This window comes from Streptosporangium nondiastaticum (genome assembly GCF_003011965.1).
Classification (GTDB): Bacteria; Actinomycetota; Actinomycetes; order Streptomycetales; family Streptomycetaceae; genus Streptomyces; species Streptomyces nondiastaticus.
The window spans coordinates 1-16,162 of sequence record NZ_PXWG01000149.1; the positions used below are offsets into that span (position 1 = coordinate 1).

At 72.9% G+C, this 16,162-nt stretch carries 15 protein-coding genes and 1 riboswitch; of the genes, 7 read left to right on the forward strand and 8 right to left on the reverse strand.

Annotated elements, in window-relative coordinates; genetic code table 11:
• The coding region (locus B7P34_RS30755; RefSeq protein WP_146166975.1) for an ROK family protein at positions 1–543 on the reverse strand (543 nt) is incomplete at its 3' end.
• 356 nt (positions 544–899) lie between these two features.
• Positions 900–1,820 carry an SIS domain-containing protein gene (locus B7P34_RS30760; protein ID WP_106681474.1) on the reverse strand — a complete coding sequence of 307 codons (921 nt, stop codon included), beginning with the start codon at positions 1,818–1,820 and terminating at the stop codon, positions 900–902.
• Positions 1,821–2,044: 224 nt separating this feature from the next.
• On the opposite strand from B7P34_RS30760, the gene B7P34_RS30765 reads away from it, so the two are divergent.
• The 3 genes from B7P34_RS30765 to otsB are packed head-to-tail and all read left to right on the forward strand — an operon-like array spanning position 2,045 to position 4,449.
• Positions 2,045–3,274, forward strand: coding sequence for an extracellular solute-binding protein (locus B7P34_RS30765; RefSeq protein WP_223268401.1), 1,230 nt, complete (start codon positions 2,045–2,047; stop codon positions 3,272–3,274).
• Between the two features lie 10 nt (positions 3,275–3,284).
• Positions 3,285–3,572: a DUF3263 domain-containing protein gene (locus B7P34_RS30770; protein WP_106681476.1), complete on the forward strand. Its 288-nt coding sequence runs from the start codon at positions 3,285–3,287 to the stop codon at positions 3,570–3,572.
• A gap of 31 nt (positions 3,573–3,603) precedes the next feature.
• Positions 3,604–4,449: a trehalose-phosphatase gene (otsB, locus tag B7P34_RS30775; RefSeq protein WP_106681477.1), complete on the forward strand. Its 846-nt coding sequence runs from the start codon at positions 3,604–3,606 to the stop codon at positions 4,447–4,449.
• 58 nt (positions 4,450–4,507) lie between these two features.
• On the opposite strand, the gene B7P34_RS30780 is transcribed toward otsB, so the two are convergent.
• From B7P34_RS30780 to B7P34_RS30790, 3 genes are all read right to left on the reverse strand, one after another.
• A complete protein-coding gene (locus B7P34_RS30780) occupies positions 4,508–5,242 on the reverse strand; it encodes a hypothetical protein (protein ID WP_223268402.1) in 735 nt (244 codons plus the stop codon).
• Positions 5,243–5,443: 201 nt separating this feature from the next.
• Positions 5,444–6,919 (reverse strand): alpha,alpha-trehalose-phosphate synthase (UDP-forming), encoded by a 1,476-nt coding sequence (locus tag B7P34_RS30785; protein ID WP_106681479.1) that lies wholly within the window; start codon positions 6,917–6,919, stop codon positions 5,444–5,446.
• Between the two features lie 41 nt (positions 6,920–6,960).
• Entirely contained in the window at positions 6,961–7,935 is a 975-nt protein-coding gene (locus B7P34_RS30790; protein WP_106681480.1) for a glucosyl-3-phosphoglycerate synthase, read from the reverse strand.
• Positions 7,936–8,095: 160 nt separating this feature from the next.
• Positions 8,096–8,247: riboswitch (SAM riboswitch) on the forward strand.
• Positions 8,248–8,264: 17 nt separating this feature from the next.
• Here B7P34_RS30790 and thrC point away from each other — a divergent pair.
• From thrC to groL, 4 genes are all read left to right on the forward strand, one after another.
• Positions 8,265–9,548, forward strand: coding sequence for a threonine synthase (gene thrC / locus B7P34_RS30795; RefSeq protein ID WP_189383195.1), 1,284 nt, complete (start codon positions 8,265–8,267; stop codon positions 9,546–9,548).
• A gap of 51 nt (positions 9,549–9,599) precedes the next feature.
• Positions 9,600–9,875: a MoaD/ThiS family protein gene (locus B7P34_RS30800; RefSeq protein ID WP_106681482.1), complete on the forward strand. Its 276-nt coding sequence runs from the start codon at positions 9,600–9,602 to the stop codon at positions 9,873–9,875.
• 424 nt (positions 9,876–10,299) lie between these two features.
• Positions 10,300–10,506, forward strand: a complete 207-nt coding sequence (locus tag B7P34_RS30805) for a cold-shock protein (protein WP_106681483.1) — start codon at positions 10,300–10,302, stop codon at positions 10,504–10,506.
• Between the two features lie 417 nt (positions 10,507–10,923).
• Positions 10,924–12,546, forward strand: a complete 1,623-nt coding sequence (groL, locus tag B7P34_RS30810) for a chaperonin GroEL (protein ID WP_106681484.1) — start codon at positions 10,924–10,926, stop codon at positions 12,544–12,546.
• Positions 12,547–12,672: 126 nt separating this feature from the next.
• On the opposite strand, the gene B7P34_RS30815 is transcribed toward groL, so the two are convergent.
• The 3 genes from B7P34_RS30815 to B7P34_RS30825 form a co-directional block, all read right to left on the reverse strand.
• Positions 12,673–14,172 (reverse strand): PTS transporter subunit EIIC, encoded by a 1,500-nt coding sequence (locus B7P34_RS30815; RefSeq protein ID WP_223268403.1) that lies wholly within the window; start codon positions 14,170–14,172, stop codon positions 12,673–12,675.
• 7 nt (positions 14,173–14,179) lie between these two features.
• Positions 14,180–15,229 (reverse strand): N-acetylmuramic acid 6-phosphate etherase, encoded by a 1,050-nt coding sequence (gene murQ / locus B7P34_RS30820; RefSeq protein WP_106681485.1) that lies wholly within the window; start codon positions 15,227–15,229, stop codon positions 14,180–14,182.
• A gap of 44 nt (positions 15,230–15,273) precedes the next feature.
• Positions 15,274–16,162: MurR/RpiR family transcriptional regulator (locus B7P34_RS30825; RefSeq protein ID WP_353620281.1), on the reverse strand; the 889-nt coding region annotated here is incomplete at its 5' end.

Sequence of the window (16,162 nt, forward strand, 5' to 3'; positions counted from 1 at the left end):
GCCGCAGCCGCACGGCCGGCCGGCCGGGCCGGGACGCACGGCGATGTGGCCGATCTCGCCCGCGCAGCCGTGGGCGCCGGCCTCGATGCGGCCGTCGATGCCGATGGCTCCGGCGATGCCGGTGCCGAGGGCGACGAACAGGAAGCGGTCCGCGCCCTCGCCGGCGCCGAGGCGGCCCTCGGCGAGGCCGCCCGTGCGGACGTCGTGGCCGAGGGCCACGGGGGTGCCTCCGAGGCGGCGGCTCAGCAGGTCGCGCAGCGGGACGTCGCGCCAGCCGAGGTTGGCGGCGTAGACGGCGGTGCCGGCGGCGGCGTCGACGATGCCGGGCACGGCGAGGCCCGCGGCGGCCGCGGGCTCCCCGTAGGCGGCCTCGCCGGCGGCGGCGAGCTCGGCGGCGAACTCCAGGATCCCGGCCACCACGGCCTCCGGCCCCTGCTCGCGGCCCGTGGGCCGCCGGGCTTCGTGCAGCAGCTCGTGGTCCGGGCCGATCAGGGCGGCCTTGATGGCGGTGCCGCCGACGTCGAGCGCGATGACGTGTCTCACGGGGACAGTGTCGCGTGTCCGCGGTCGAAAGGTCTAGTCCACTCACCCGTGGGTGGGTGTTTCCCGGCGGGTGCCCCGGGGCGGCGGCCTGCCGGGGTCACGGGAGGCTCGGCCCGCCGCGGCGGTGCTCAGCCTCCACGGGCGTGGCCGGCGGTGCCGTGCCGTACGTGCTTCGGGTCGGTTCGGCACCGCCGGATGCCGCGGCGGTGTGGTTGCGCGCCGTTGCGGCGGGTGGAGTGCCGGCCCGGCGTGGCGAGGGTGCGGTCGCGCGCACGGATCCGCCGCGGCGGAGGGAAGAGGCGGGTCTCCGGCGGGTTGGGCGCTCGTGCTCACGGATCCGCCGCGGCGGAACGGCGCTAGCCGTTCAAGATCACGCTCCGCGTCAGCCCCTTAGGAGCGTCCGGGTTCAGGCCTCGGGACTCCGCCACCGCCACCGCCAGGCGCTGGGCGCGGATCAGGTCCGCCATCGGGTCCAGGCGCCCGCCGTCCGACACCAGAACGCCGCCCGTGCGCGAGACGTCCGCCTCCAGACCCTCCGGCGCGGCGCCCAGGATCCAGGCCGCGCGGCCCGGGCCCGTGATCGACACCGGGCCGTGGCGGTACTCCATGGCCGGGTACGACTCCGTCCACGCCCCCGCCGCCTCACGCATCTTCAGCGCCGCCTCCTGCGCGAGCCCGTACGCCCAGCCGCCGCCCAGGAACGTCCACTGCTCCGCGGACAGCACCGCCCGCGGCAGCGGCTCGATCACCGCCGTCTCCGCGTCCGCCGCCGCCTCCGCGAGCCGCTTCACGCCCTCCGGCAGCCGGCCGGTGAGCTCCAGGCCCGCCCGCAGGAACGCCAGCGCCGTCGTCGCGAACCGCGTCTGGACGACCGACTCCTCGTCCGCCCAGGCCAGGACCGCCGCCTCGTCGGCCGCCCGCACCACCGGCGACGCCGCGTCCGCGGTCACCGCGAGCACCTCCCACCGCTCGCGCACCTCCGCGATCAGGTCGAGGACCTCCGTCGTCGTCCCGGAGCGGGTGATCACCACCAGCCGGTCGTACGTGCGCGACACCGGGAACTCCGACGCCGGGAACGCGTCCGTCTCGCCCTGGCCGGAGGCCTCCCGCAGCGCCGCGTACGCCTGCGCCATGAACCACGACGTGCCGCAGCCGGTCACGGCCACCCGTTCCCCCGGCCTCGGCAGGCCGGCCGCACTCGCCGCGGCCTCGGCCGCCCGCCGCCAGCAGACGGGCTGCGTAGTGATCTCCAGAGAGGTGAGAGAGGGCTCGGACATGCGCTTTCGTCTCCTTACACCGGTGATCTCCGTGTGATCCCCGTGCTTAGCAGCCCCCGCCGGCCGCGGGAAGAGCGATACCGAAGCGAAACCGGAACCGGCTGGAACGTATGGTGGCCCGCGGGGGAAACTCACGGTCTCCAAACAAACCCCGAAGGTGGGAAGCAGTAGTGCAGCGGCGGCGGTTCTTGGGTCTGACGGCGGCAGGTGCCGCCACGGCGGCGTTGGCGCCCGCACTGACGGCGTGCGGCAGCGACGGCGGCTCGGGCAGCAAGACGCTGCGCGTCGTCGCGGCCGACTACGGCGACAAGGCGGCGAACCACTCCCAGAACTACTGGGACGCCCTCGCCCGCGCCTTCGAGGCCCAGAACAAGGGCGTCAAGGTCGAGGCCACCGTCCTCAGCTGGACCGAGGTCGACAAGAAGGTCGCCGACATGGTCGCGGCCGGCAAGGCCCCGGACGTCGCGCAGATCGGCGCCTACGCCGACTTCGCCGCCTCCGGCAAGCTCTACAGCGCCGACCAGCTGCTGAAGATCCCCACCCAGGCCGACATCATCCCCTCCATCGCCCGCGCGGGCGAGGTGGCCCGCGTGCAGTACGGCCTGCCGTTCGTCTCCAGCACCCGCATGCTCTTCTACAACAAGTCCCTCTTCACGAAGGCCGGCATAGCCAAGGCCCCCGAGAGCTGGGACGAGCTGCAGGCCGCGGCCAAGAAGCTCCAGACCGCGGGGGTCAAGATCCCGTACGGGCTGCCGCTCGGCCCGGAGGAGGCGCCCGCCGAGACCCTGCTGTGGATGCTCAGCGGCGGCAGCGGCTACACCGACCACGACGGCACGTACACGATCAACTCCGACGACAACGTCGACACCTTCAAGTGGCTGCGCGACGAGCTCGTCGGCAAGGGCCTCACCGGCCCCGGTGATCCCGCCCGCACCAACCGCCAGGAGGTCTTCGACGCCTTCTGCAAGGGCCAGGTCGGCATGCTCAACGGCCACCCGACGCTGATGAAGCAGGCCGACGCCGCGGGCATCAAGTACGGGACGGCCCCGCTGCCGGGCAAGTCGGGCAAGGCCAAGGCGACCATGGGCGTCGCCGACTGGATCATGGCGTTCAAGGCGGGCGGCCACCGCGAGGAGGTCGGCCTCTTCCTCGACTTCGTCTACAGCACCAAGAACGTCCTGAACTTCACCAACCAGTACGACCTGCTGCCGGTGACCAGCAGCGCCTCCGACAAGATGCGCGCCGACAGCAGCAAGGCGCACCTGAAGCCGTTCCTGGAGCAGCTCGACAACGCCGTCTTCTACCCCGTCGACAAGACGTCCTGGGCGAAGGTCAGCAAGGCCCTCAAGGAGAAGATCGGCTCGGTCGTCACCAAGGGCGGCGACCCCGCGAGCGTCCTGGGCGAGATCCAGCGCGAGGCCGACGCCACGGAGCTGGCCGGCGCCGGAAAGTAGGCTGGGCGGCGTGAGCGACGAACAGCACGGCGAGCCCTCCGAAGGGGAGCACCCCGAGGGGGCCGCCTCCGGGCGCGAGCTCTCCGAGCTGGACCTCGCCGTGCTCGCCCTGGAGCGCCGGTCCTTCTCCGGGCCCGGCGCCAAGGAACGCGCTGTCCGCGAGCGCCTGGGGATGACCCCGACCCGCTACTACCAGCTGCTGGGCGCCCTCCTGGACGACGCGCGGGCCCTCGCCCACGACCCCGTCACCGTGAACCGGCTGCGACGCATCCGGGACGCCCGGCGCGAACGCCGGTAGCGGGAGGGTCCCGCCGAGTAGGGTCGGCCCCATGGGCAGCCACTCCCTCCCCGTCCCCTCCACCCCCGCCGGCCGCGACGGTCTCGCCGCCCTCCTGGCCGATCCGCAACGCGCGGTTGTCGCGCTCGACTTCGACGGGACGCTCGCCGAGATCGTCCCCGACCCCGAGCAGGCCCGGGCCCACCCCGGCGCCGTGGCCGCGCTGGCCCGGCTCGCCCCGCGGCTCGGGTCCGTCGCCGTGATCACCGGCCGCCCGGCCGCCGTCGCCGTCCACCACGGCGGCTTCGCCGGGGTCGCCGGCCTGGAGCGGCTCGTGGTCCTCGGCCACTACGGCGCCGAGCGCTGGGACGCCGTGGCCGACACCGTGACCGCCGACGCCCCGCCCCCCGGCGTCGCGGCCGCCCGGACGGAGCTGCCGGGGATCCTGGCCGGCTCGGGCGCGGGCCGGGGCACCTGGATCGAGGACAAGGGCCGCGCCGTCGCCGTGCACACCCGGCGGGCCCCCCACCCGCAGGACGCGTTCGACGCCCTGCGCGGACCGCTGCACGCGCTCGCCGACCGGCACGGACTGATCGTCGAGCCCGGCCGGCTGGTGCTGGAGCTGCGCCCGCCGGGCGTCGACAAGGGCGCCGCCCTCACCTCGTACGTGCGCGAGAGCGGCGCGCGCTCGATCCTCTACGCGGGGGACGACCTCGGCGACCTCGCCGCCTTCGCAGCCGTGGAGAAACTGCGCTCCGAGGGGCTGCCGGGGCTGCTGGTGTGCAGCGGCAGCTCCGAGGTCGCCGAGCTCGCCGACCGTGCCGATGTCGTGGTCGGCGGGCCGGGCGGCGTCGTGGAACTGCTGACCGCCCTCGCCGACCGCCTCGGCGACGCCTGAACCCGGACCCGTTCAGCCGTAGTCGTCGGTCCCGCTCAGCCGTTGTCGCCGGCCCGGCTCAGCCGTTGTCGTCCGGGTCGGCCACCGTCTCGCCCTTCGCCCCCTTGTCCGTGACGCCGACGGCGTCCAGCGCCGTCGTCCAGTCGCGCGCGATGGCCTTCTGGGCCTTGACCAGGTCCGTCTTGCCGTTGCAGATGGCGTTCTTGAGCTTGGTCTCGACCACGTCCTTCGGGTTGTTCGGCCCCTTGCCGTCCTGGTGGCCGGGCGAGGGCGGCTCCACCCACAGGTTGCGCGGGTCGTTGGGGTCGCCCCCGAGCTGCAGGCTGATCAGGTGGTCGTACTCGGCCTCGCGCAGCGACCCCTTGTAGCCGTACGAGGCGGCGTTGGCGCTCTTCTCGCGGCTGGTGATGTTCGTGGGCGGCCGGATGCCGGCGGTGTAGCCGCTGCGGCAGATCGTCGTCTTGAGCGTGGCCTGGGTGACCTTGGGGTTGGTCGCGCCCGGCGTGCACGCGGGGTCGGGGAGCGGTTCCTTGGCCGGGGTGAAGCGGTAGTGGCAGCTGCCGGCGGCGGGCTGCTGCTGGACGGTGTAGGACGGCTGCGGCCCGGGGCCCGCGGGTATCGGACCGTCGGCGGGGACGGAGGAACCGGAGGGCGGCTTGCCGGACGACGGGCCCGACGGCGTACCGGACGCCGCGCCCCCGGACGAGGCGCCCCCCGACGGTTTCGCTGACGCCGGTTTCTTGGCGTCGTCGCTCTTGGAGGAGTCCGAGGAGCAGCCGCCGAGGGCGGCCACGACAGCGGCGCACGCCGCGGCAAGTACAGCCCAACGTGGGACATTTGACATGGATCCTGGCTACCCGGGCCCGGATGCGGGCAGCCAGGGGCGCTGAAGCGCCGGCCGCTCGGACCGCGGCCGGGGGCGTACGGTCCGGGCTCCGGCGCGGAAACCGGGAGACCGGTGCGAAAAAGCGGAGGCCGGTGGGGGCCGGGAGGGCTACAGCGCCCGCAGCTGGTCCGTGAACCAGCGCGCCGGCGGCAGCGCCGTCGCCGCCGCGGCCAGCCGCTTCGTGCGCTCCGCCCGCTCCCCGGGGTCCATCAGCAGCGCCAGGTGCAGCGCGCGCGCCGTGGCCTCCACGTCGTACGGATTCACCAGGATCGCCTCGTCGCCCAGCTCGGCCGCAGCGCCCGCCTCCCGCGACAGCACCAGCGCACACCCGTGGTCGGAGACCACCGGAACCTCCTTGGCCACCAGGTTCATCCCGTCGCGGATGGGGTTCACCAGGGCCACGTCCGCGATCCGGTACGCGGCCAGCGAGCGCGCGAAGTCGTCCTTGACGTGCAGGGCGACCGGCTCCCAGCCCTCCGTGCCGAACGCGGAGTTGATCTCTCGGGCGACCCGCTCCACCTCGGCGGTGTAGTCGCGGTAGACGGCGAGGTCCTGCCGCGACGGATAGGCGAACGCGACGTGCACGACCCTGCCGCGCCACTGCGGGTGCTCCTCCAGCAGCCGCCGGTACGCGTGCAGCCCCCGCACGATGTTCTTCGACAGCTCCGTGCGGTCCACGCGCACGATCGTCCTGCGGTCCGGGCCGATCTGCGCCCGCAGCGCCGCCATGCGCTCCTCGACGTCCGCCCGGTGCGCCCGCTCGCGCAGGAAGTCCCCGTCGGCCCCGAGGCCGTGCACGCCCAGCCGCGTCGCCCGGCCCTCGAACCGCACCTCGGCCGCCCGCCCCTCGCCGTCGCGGACGACCTCCGCGCCCAGCACGTCCGCGCAGCACGCGGCGAAGGCCTCGGCCCAGCGCGAGGTCAGGAAGGCGGCCCGGTCGCCGCCGAGCACGCCGCGCAGCAGCTGCCCGGCCACGTCGTCCGGCAGCATCCGGAAGTAGTCCGGCGGGGCCCACGGGGTGTGCGAGAAGTGGCCGATGCGCAGGTCGGGGCGGCGCGCCCGGAGCAGGCCCGGCACGAGCACCAGGTGGTAGTCCTGCACGAGCACCGCGGCGCCCTCCGCGGCCTCCTCGGCGACGGCGTCGGCGAAGGCCGCGTTGTACGCCTCGTAGGCCGCCCACTGCTCCCGGAACGCCTTGTCGAAGACGGGCTCCAGAGGGGTCTGGTAGAGCATGTGGTGCACGAACCACAGCACCGAATTGGCGATGCCGTTGTACGCGGCGGCGAACGTCCCGGGCGGGATGTCCAGCATTCGCACGCGGTGCCCGCCGGTGTCGCCCGGGTCGAGTCTTCGGCCGGCCGCGCGGGCCGCCTCGCGGTCGTCGTCGCCGAGCGCGGCGCACACCCACACGGCTCCGGCCTCGCGCTCTATCGAGCTCAGCCCGGAGACGAGCCCTCCGCCGCCCCGCCCGGCCACGAGGCTGCCGTCCGCCCCGCGCCGGTACGAGACCGGGCCGCGGTTGGAGGCGACCACGATCGGTGCGGCGGCGGCGATCGATGCGGTGGGCACGTGCTCAGCGACCATGTGCCCAGCCTTGCCCCGGGGAGAACCGCTCAAACGTACGCTTACGCGGCGTGCCGCTTCGCGTACTCGGGTATTCCGGCCATCGGCGGCCGCTCCTCCGTGTCCACCGCGTACGTCCTTGGAACGAACCCTTCCGGGCCCCGCTCGAACTGCGTGAGCGCAGGTCGCACCAGGTGTCCGCGGGCCAGCCGGAGCTGCGCGGTGCGGTAGATCGCGGCGGCCATCCGGCCGAGCGCCTGCCCGTCCTGGTGGCGGTGCTTGCGCACGCCCACGTCCACCTGGGCCAGCGCGTCCAGCCCCACCGTGTGCAGCGCATCCACCAGAAGGCCCAGTTCCACGCCGTAGCCGACGGGGAACGGCAGCCGTTCGAGCAGGGACCGGCGGGCCGCGTACTCGCCGCCCAGCGGCTGTACGAAACCGGCCAGCTGCGGCCAGTGCAGGTTCAGCAGGGGGCGGGCCACGAGCTCGGTCACCCGGCCGCCCTGCCCGGCGGTCCCGGCGGAGCCGGGCACGTCGAACTCCGCGCCGAGCGGCCGGTCGTACATCGCCTTGACGAACTGCACGCCCGGATCGGTCAGCAGCGGCCCCACGATCCCGGACACGAAGTCCGCCGAGAACTCGCGCAGGTCGGCGTCCACGAAGCACACGACGTCACCGCTCGTCGCCAGCAGCGAGCGCCACAGCACCTCGCCCTTGCCCGGCAGCGCGGGCAGGGCCGGCAGCAGCTCGTCGCGGTGGACCACCCGGGCCCCGGCCGCCGCGGCCACCTCGGACGTGCGGTCCGTGGAGCCCGAGTCGATCACCACCAGCTCGTCGACGAGCGGCACCGCCTCCGACATCAGCTCGCGGCGGATCACCTCCACGATGGCGCCGACCGTCGGCTCCTCGTTCAGCGCCGGCAGGACCACGCTCACCGTGGTGCCCGAGTCCCGTTTGGCGGCCAGAAGCACGTCGAGCGGACGATCAGCAGCGGACCAGGACCGCTCGGCCAGCCAGCGCTCCACCTCTTCCAGCACGTGTACGACTCCTCGTTGTGGTGCGTTGTGACGCATCTCGCGGTGCGGACGGCCCTCTCAACGAGCCATCGGTTCCGTTACAGTCTTGAACAACGCGGACCGCCGTCCTATGTCGGGGTCGCGCGTGCCACAAACGCCTGGGCCCCGCCCAGCGCCATACCGCTCATCCAGAGGGGCAGAGGGACACGGCCCGTTGAAGCCCCGGCAACCCTCCAGCCGGTCTCCCGTCGACATCGTTCGCACGGCGAGGCTCCCGGCGGGGAAGGTGCCAAATCCGTCTCGTGGCGACGTACGCCGCGAGGAAGATGAGGAGAAAGGGCCTCGCCTCCATGGCTGTGCAGTCTGTTGAACCCTCTACCACTTGTGTGGACCTCGGACCCGCCGTGGCACTCTCCTGCCGCGAGTGCGGAGAGCGCTTCGGCCTCGGTCCCATCTTCGCCTGCGCCCTGTGCTTCGGCCCCCTCGAAGTCGCTTACGAACTGCCCGCTGGCGACTCCGAGGCCCTGAGGAAGCGGATCGAGGACGGCCCCGCGAACATCTGGCGCTACGCCCCCCTGCTGCCCGTCCCCGCAGGCGTCGCGGAGAAGCCGAACCTCAACCCCGGCCTCACCAAGCTCGTCAGGGCCGACAACCTCGCCCGCGAACTGGGCGTGACCGGCGGCCTGTACGTCAAGGACGACTCCGGCAACCCGACGCACTCCTTCAAGGACCGGGTCGTCGCCATCGCCGTCGAGGCCGCCCGCGCCTTCGGCTTCACGACGCTGTCGTGCTCGTCCACGGGCAACCTGGCCGGCGCGGTCGGGGCCGCGGCCGCCCGGGCCGGGTTCAAGTCCTGCGTGTTCATCCCGCACGACCTGGAGGCCGGGAAGGTCGTCATGGCCGCGGTGTACGGCGGCGACCTCGTCGGCATCGAAGGCACGTACGACGACGTCAACCGCTTCTGCAGCGAGCTGATCGGCGATCCGCTGGGCGAGGGCTGGGGCTTCGTCAACGTCAACCTCCGTCCGTACTACGGCGAGGGCTCGAAGACGCTCGCCTATGAGATCTGCGAGCAGCTGGGCTGGCGGCTGCCGGACCAGATCGTCGTGCCGATCGCCTCGGGCTCCCAGCTCACGAAGATCGACAAGGGGCTGAAGGAGCTCGTCGCGCTCGGGCTGGTCGAGGACCGCCCGTACAAGATCTTCGGCGCGCAGGCGGAAGGGTGTTCACCGGTCTCCCGCGCCTTCAAGGACGGGCACGACGTCGTACGGCCGGTGAAGCCGGACACGATCGCGAAGTCGCTCGCCATCGGCAACCCGGCGGACGGGCCGTACGTGCTGGACATCGCGCGGCGGACGGGCGGCGCGGTGGAGGACGTCACCGACGAGCAGATCGTGGACGCGATCCGGCTGCTCGCCCGGACGGAGGGGATCTTCGCGGAGACGGCGGGCGGGGTGACGGTGGGCGTCACGAAGAAGCTCATCGAGGACGGGGTCCTCGACCCCTCCCTCACGACCGTCGTGCTCAACACCGGGGACGGGCTCAAGACGCTCGACGCGGTGGCGGCGGGGCCGACGGCGACGATCCGGCCGTCGCTGGAGGCGTTCCGCGCCGCGGGGCTCGCCGGCCGCTGACCTCAGGCATTCACCACTTCTTCTTCTCCGCACCTGAAGGCGAGTACACCCATGAGCGTCACCGTTCGCATCCCCACCATCCTGCGCACCTACACCGGCGGCAAGGCCGAGGTCTCCGCCGAGGGCGCGACCCTTTCCGAGGTCATCGCCGACCTTGAGGCCAACCACACCGGCATCGCCGCCCGCGTCCTCGACGACGCCGGCAAACTGCGCCGCTTCGTGAACGTCTACGTCAACGACGACGACGTCCGCTTCGAGCAGGGGCTGCAGACGCCCACCCCCGACGGCTCCGCCGTCTCCGTCATCCCTGCCGTCGCCGGCGGCTGAGGTTTCACAGGGTTCCTCCGTTATTGCCGCACGACATCCCCGGAATCGCCCCGACCGCAGAAGCGGACGGGGCGATTCCGGCTGTTGAGCGCGATACAGTTGGGGCGATCCCCGCCCGGCGTCAGTGCCGAACGCATATGAGAACCCGTCAAGTTGTGCGCGAAGTGTGTGCACGAAATGCCGGGTTGGTTGTGTTTTACCCGGCCCGACTTGCCCTGAAATACCCGGAGTTCAGCCGTTTCCCTCGATCGGCCATGCCCGGAATTCTCGTCCGAGTGACCTGTTGCAGACGGCATCCGTGCAGATACATTCAGCCGCGGTCGACGCGTTCCGGCGCACACCCACTGGGCTGCCAGCGGGTGAGGTCTGACCCGGGTCCGCGAAGTGCGGTCCTGCGCAAGGGCCAGTAATAGGGGAGTTAGGCATGGCTCAGGGCACCGTCAAGTGGTTCAACGCGGAGAAGGGCTACGGCTTCATCGCGGTCGACGGTGGTGCGGATGTATTCGTCCACTACAGCGCGATCCAGATGGACGGTTACCGCACCCTCGAGGAGGGTCAGCGGGTCGAGTTCGAGATCTCGCAGGGCCAGAAGGGGCCGCAGGCGGACATGGTGAAGCTGCAGCAGGCCTGACGCAGCGCATCGACCACCGGCTCGCTCGGTTTGCGGAGGGGTCCGCACCTCACTTGAGGTGCGGACCCCTCGCGCGTGTGCGGGCACCTCCGCGTGGGTACGGCTCCCCTTTGCCCTCCCCGCCCGCGCGTGTCCCCTCCGGGTGTACCGAGTGTCGACCGCTTGCGCCCCCAGCTACCGCTGGGAGGTGCCCCCCTGCCACTTGCGGTGGGCGGGAAGAGTGAACCGCTTGCACTCGGGGTGGTCGAGTGCTAATCATTGGGCTTAGCACTCTCCGAGTGAGAGTGACAGATTTGGACCGTCGGTGAGGTCGGCGAGCCAAGCGGGGCAAGGAACCGCGGGGCGCGCAGGCCGTCCGTCGCGGGCGCCGGTGCGGTCCGGAGCAGTCTCCACCCCGTCCTGGGAGGACCACTTCACATGGCCAAGATCATCGCGTTCGACGAGGAGGCACGGCGCGGTCTCGAGCGCGGGATGAACCAGCTCGCCGACGCCGTCAAGGTCACCCTCGGCCCCAAGGGCCGCAACGTCGTCCTCGAGAAGAAGTGGGGCGCCCCCACGATCACCAACGATGGTGTCTCCATCGCCAAGGAGATCGAGCTCGAGGACCCGTACGAGAAGATCGGCGCCGAGCTGGTCAAGGAGGTCGCGAAGAAGACGGACGACGTCGCCGGTGACGGCACGACGACCGCGACCGTCCTCGCCCAGGCGCTGGTCCGCGAGGGTCTGCGCAACGTCGCCGCGGGTGCCAACCCGATGGCGCTGAAGCGCGGCATCGAGAAGGCCGTCGAGGCCGTCTCCGGCGCGCTGCTCGAGCAGGCCAAGGACGTGGAGACCAAGGAGCAGATCGCCTCCACCGCCTCCATCTCCGCCGCCGACACCCAGATCGGCGAGCTCATCGCCGAGGCCATGGACAAGGTCGGCAAGGAAGGCGTCATCACGGTCGAGGAGTCCCAGACCTTCGGTCTGGAGCTCGAGCTCACCGAGGGCATGCGCTTCGACAAGGGCTACATCTCGGCGTACTTCGCCACCGACATGGAGCGTATGGAGGCGTCCCTGGACGACCCGTACATCCTGATCGTCAACTCGAAGGTCTCCTCGGTCAAGGACCTGCTCCCACTGCTGGAGAAGGTCATGCAGTCGGGCAAGCCGCTGCTGATCATCGCCGAGGACGTCGAGGGCGAGGCCCTGTCGACCCTGGTCGTCAACAAGATCCGCGGCACCTTCAAGTCCGTCGCCGTCAAGGCCCCGGGCTTCGGCGACCGCCGCAAGGCCATGCTCGGCGACATCGCCATCCTCACCGGTGGCACGGTCATCTCCGAGGAGGTCGGCCTCAAGCTGGAGAGCGCCGGTCTCGACCTGCTCGGCCGCGCCCGCAAGGTCGTCATCACCAAGGACGAGACGACCATCGTCGACGGTGCCGGTGACAGCGACCAGGTCCAGGGCCGCGTCAACCAGATCCGCGCCGAGATCGAGAACAGCGACTCCGACTACGACCGCGAGAAGCTGCAGGAGCGCCTGGCGAAGCTGGCCGGCGGCGTGGCCGTCATCAAGGCCGGTGCCGCGACCGAGGTCGAGCTCAAGGAGCGCAAGCACCGCATCGAGGACGCCGTTCGCAACGCGAAGGCGGCCGTCGAGGAGGGCATCGTCGCCGGTGGTGGCGTGGCCCTGCTGCAGGCCTCCCAGGTGTTCGAGAAGCTGGAGCTCGAGGGCGACGAGGCCACCGGTGCCAACGCCGTCAAGCTGGCCCTGGAGGCCCCGCTCAAGCAGATCGCCGTCAACGGTGGTCTCGAGGGCGGCGTCGTCGTGGAGAAGGTCCGCAACCTGACCGTCGGCCACGGCCTCAACGCCGCCACGGGCGAGTACGTCGACATGATCGCCGAGGGCATCATCGACCCGGCGAAGGTCACCCGCTCCGCCCTGCAGAACGCCGCGTCCATCGCCGCGCTCTTCCTCACCACCGAGGCCGTCATCGCCGACAAGCCGGAGAAGGCCGCCGCGGCCGCTCCGGGCGGCATGCCGGGCGGTGACATGGACTTCTGATCCTTCCGGATCACTTGTCCTGACGCTGTACGCACCCGAGGGCGGTGCCTCCAGATTCTGGGGGTGCCGCCCTCGGGCGTTAACCGGTGTCCTCAAGCGCCGGACGGGCTCTTCACGTGCCCGGGCTCAGCCGGACCGCTCGGTGTTCAGCTCCGCGTTCGGCTCCGTGTTCAGCCCCGCGTTCAGCTCCGCCAGAGAGCGTCTGCTCAGGCCGAACGCGTACGTGATGACGAAGCCGGCCGCGTAACCCACCAGCAGCCCCGCCCCGTAGACCGCCGCCGTCGTGCCCAGGCCGCGGGAGCCCTTCAGGAGGGGGAAGAGGGCCCAGCCGGACGGGCCGATGGCGGTCGAGCCGACCTTGTCGCCCAGCTGGGCCAGCAGTCCCACGAAGCCCCCGCCGAACGCCCCTCCCGCGCACGCCGTGACGAACGGGCGGCCCAGGGGGAGCGAGACGCCGTAGATCAGGGGCTCGCCGATGCCCAGGAGACCGGCCGGGAGGGCGGAGCGGATCGTCCTGCGCACCGAGGCGTTGCGCGGCAGCCGCGCGTAGACCGCGAGGGCCGCGCCCACCTGGCCCGCGCCCGCCATCGCGAGGATCGGCAGGAGGACCGTGTAGCCCTGCTGCTGGATGAGCGTCGCGTGGACGGGGATGAGGGCCTGGTGCAGGCCCAGCATCACCAGGGGCAGGAACAGCCCGCCCAGGACGAAGCCCGCCGCCGCGCCGCCGTCCGTGAGCAGCCGGTCGGCGAAGCGCCCGATGGCGGCGGCGGCCACGCCCGCCGCGTACATCAGCCCGTACAGCGTGACCAGGCCCGCCACCAGGACCGTCACCGCCGGCGTGACCAGGACGTCGAGGGCCTCCGGCACCCGGCGCCGGCACCAGCGTTCGACGCGCGTGGCGAGCAGGGCCGCGGCCAGCGCGCCGAGGACGCCGCCCTGGCCGGGGGCGAGCCGCTCGCCGAACGCGGTCACCCGCTCCACGCCCGGGAAGACGGTGACCGCCGCGACGGCGCCGCCCAGGACGGGAGTGCCGCCGAACTCCTTGGCCGTGTTGTGGCCGACGAAGACGGCGATCAGGAACATGAAGCCCGACGCGCACGCGGCCAGGGCCGTGGCGAGGGCGGGCATCCGGTGGAGGTTGACGAGCAGCCCGGCCAGGCCCGCCACGACGCCGCAGCCGATCAGCGCCGGGATCAGCGGGACGAAGACCTGCGCGATCCGGCGCAGGAACTCTTTGACCGGAGTGGCGTTGCGGGCCTTGCGCTCCGCCCGGAGCGCCGCGCCGCGCTCGGCCAGCGCCCGCGCGGTGACGGGCTCCGCCGGCGCCCGCGCGCTGACGGGCTCAAGATGCCGCGCGAGCTCCGGCGCGACCTTGGCCACCGCGCCCGGGCCGAGCACGATCTGCAGGGCCGCGCCGTCCTCGACGACGCCCAGGACCCCCGGCAGGGCCCGGAGTTCGGCGCGCCGGACGGCCGGCGGGTCCAGGACGGTCACCCGCAGGCGGGTCATGCAGTTCGTGACGGACGTGAGGTTGCCGGCGCCGCCGAGGAGGGGGAGGAGGAGCCCGGCCATCCCCTGCGGGCCGTCGTCCGGCGCGCACGACGCGTCCGGTGCGCCCAGCGCCATGGCGCGGTTACCCCTGCGCCGTTCTGAGCGCCGTCCGCAGATGGCCTCCGGACTCGTCGAGGAGGCGGGCGGCCGTGCGGCCGTCGACGCCGCCGAGGACCACGAGGATCGCGTTCTTCACCTCGCCGCCGGTCTCCGCCAGGGCGGCCTCCGTCTCGCGCTCGCCGGCGCCCGTGGCCAGGGCGACGATGTGCCGGGAGCGGGCGCGCAGCTTCTCGTTGGTGGCCCGCACGTCGACCATCAGGTTCCCGTACGTCTTGCCGAGCCGGATCATGGTGATCGTCGAGAGCATGTTGAGGACGAGCTTCTGGGCGGTGCCCGCCTTCAGCCGGGTGGAGCCCGTGAGCAGTTCGGGCCCGACGACGACCTCGACGGCGTGCTCGGCGGCCCGGCCGAGCGCCGAACCGGCGTTGCAGGCCACCCCGATCGTCAGCGCCCCGGCCGCGCGGGCGTGCTCGACGGCCCCGATCGCGTACGGGGTGCGGCCGGAGGCGGAGATGCCGACGACCGTGTCGGCCGGGCCGACGCCGAGCGCGGCGAGGTCGCCCGCGGCCAGCTCCTTGCTGTCCTCCGCCCCCTCGACGGCCGTGACGAGCGCCGCGGCGCCGCCCGCGATCACGCCGACGACCTGCGAGGGATCGGTGTTGAAGGTGGGCGGGCACTCGCTCGCGTCCAGCACCCCGAGGCGGCCGGCGGTGCCCGCGCCCGCGTAGACGAGCCGCCCGCCGCGGGCCATCCGGGCGGCGGTCGCGTCGACGGCCGCGGCGATCTCGGGCAGCCGCGCGGCGACGGCGGCGGCGACGCCGGCGTCCTCACCGTTCATGATCCGCGCGATGTCGAGGGTGGGCAGCCGGTCGATGTCTGCGAGCTCGGGACGGAAGGCCTCCGTGGTGAGCGCGGCGAGCTCGGCGCGGAGCGCGCCGCCCGCCTGCGGTGCGCCGGACGAGGCTTCCTGCGCGGGCCGGCCGGAGGACGCGGCGGCTGATGCGGATGACGAAGCGGCCGCGGCTGATGCGGATGACGAAGCTGATGCGGATGACGAAGCAGAAGAGGCCATGGGCGGACGGCTCTTTCCTTGCGGGCCGGGCGGGCCGGCTTCGGTCAGCGCTGGGAGCGGGGGGCGTGGCGGTGGGCGAGCGCTTCGTAGGAGGCGGACAGGGCCGGCGCCGCGGTCTCGTACGTCCGCTGGGCGACGCCGATGAACAGGCAGTCCACCACGAGGAGCTGGCTGGTGCGGCTGGACATGGCAGCGGGCCGCAGCTCGCTCTCCCGGGCGGAGGAGGTGGTGAGCACGTGGTCCGCGTACTGGGCGATCTCCCCCTCCGGGCGGCCGGTGATCGCGAGCGTCGTCGCGCCGTGCTCGAAGGCGACCCGTAGCGGCTCGATGACGTCGGTGGTCCGGCCCGAATGGGTGATGGCGACCGCCACGTCGCCCGCGCGCAGCTGTACGGCGTTGGTGACGGCGAGGTGCGGGTCGGCGGGCGCGTGGGCGATCAGGCCGATGCGGAGCAGCTTCTGGACGAGGTCCTGGCCGACCAGGTGGGACGCGCCGATGCCGTACACGTCGATGCGCCGGGCGCCGGCGAGCGCGGCGACCGCCGCCTCCAGCTGGGCGGTGTCGAGGGCCGCGGCCGTGTCCGCCAGGCACTGGGCCTCCTCCTGGGCCAGCTTGGCGACGACGGCGGGCAGCGGGTCGTCGACGGCGATGTCGGCGGTGACGGCGGGGGCGCGGCCGGCCGCCTGTTCGGCGGCGAGCGCGGCGAGGGCGAGCCGCAGGTCGCGGTAGCCCGGGTAGCCGAGGAGGCGGGCGGTGCGCACGACGGTGGCCTCGCTGGTGCCGGTGCGCTCCGCGAGGCCGGTGACCGTGAGCGCGGCGGAGCCCGCGGGGTCCCCGGCGACGGCCTCGGCGACGCGCTGCATCGAGCGGGTCATGGAGGGCGCGAGGGTGCGGACCTTGGCGGCGAGGGCGCCGGGCGCGGGCACGGCGGGC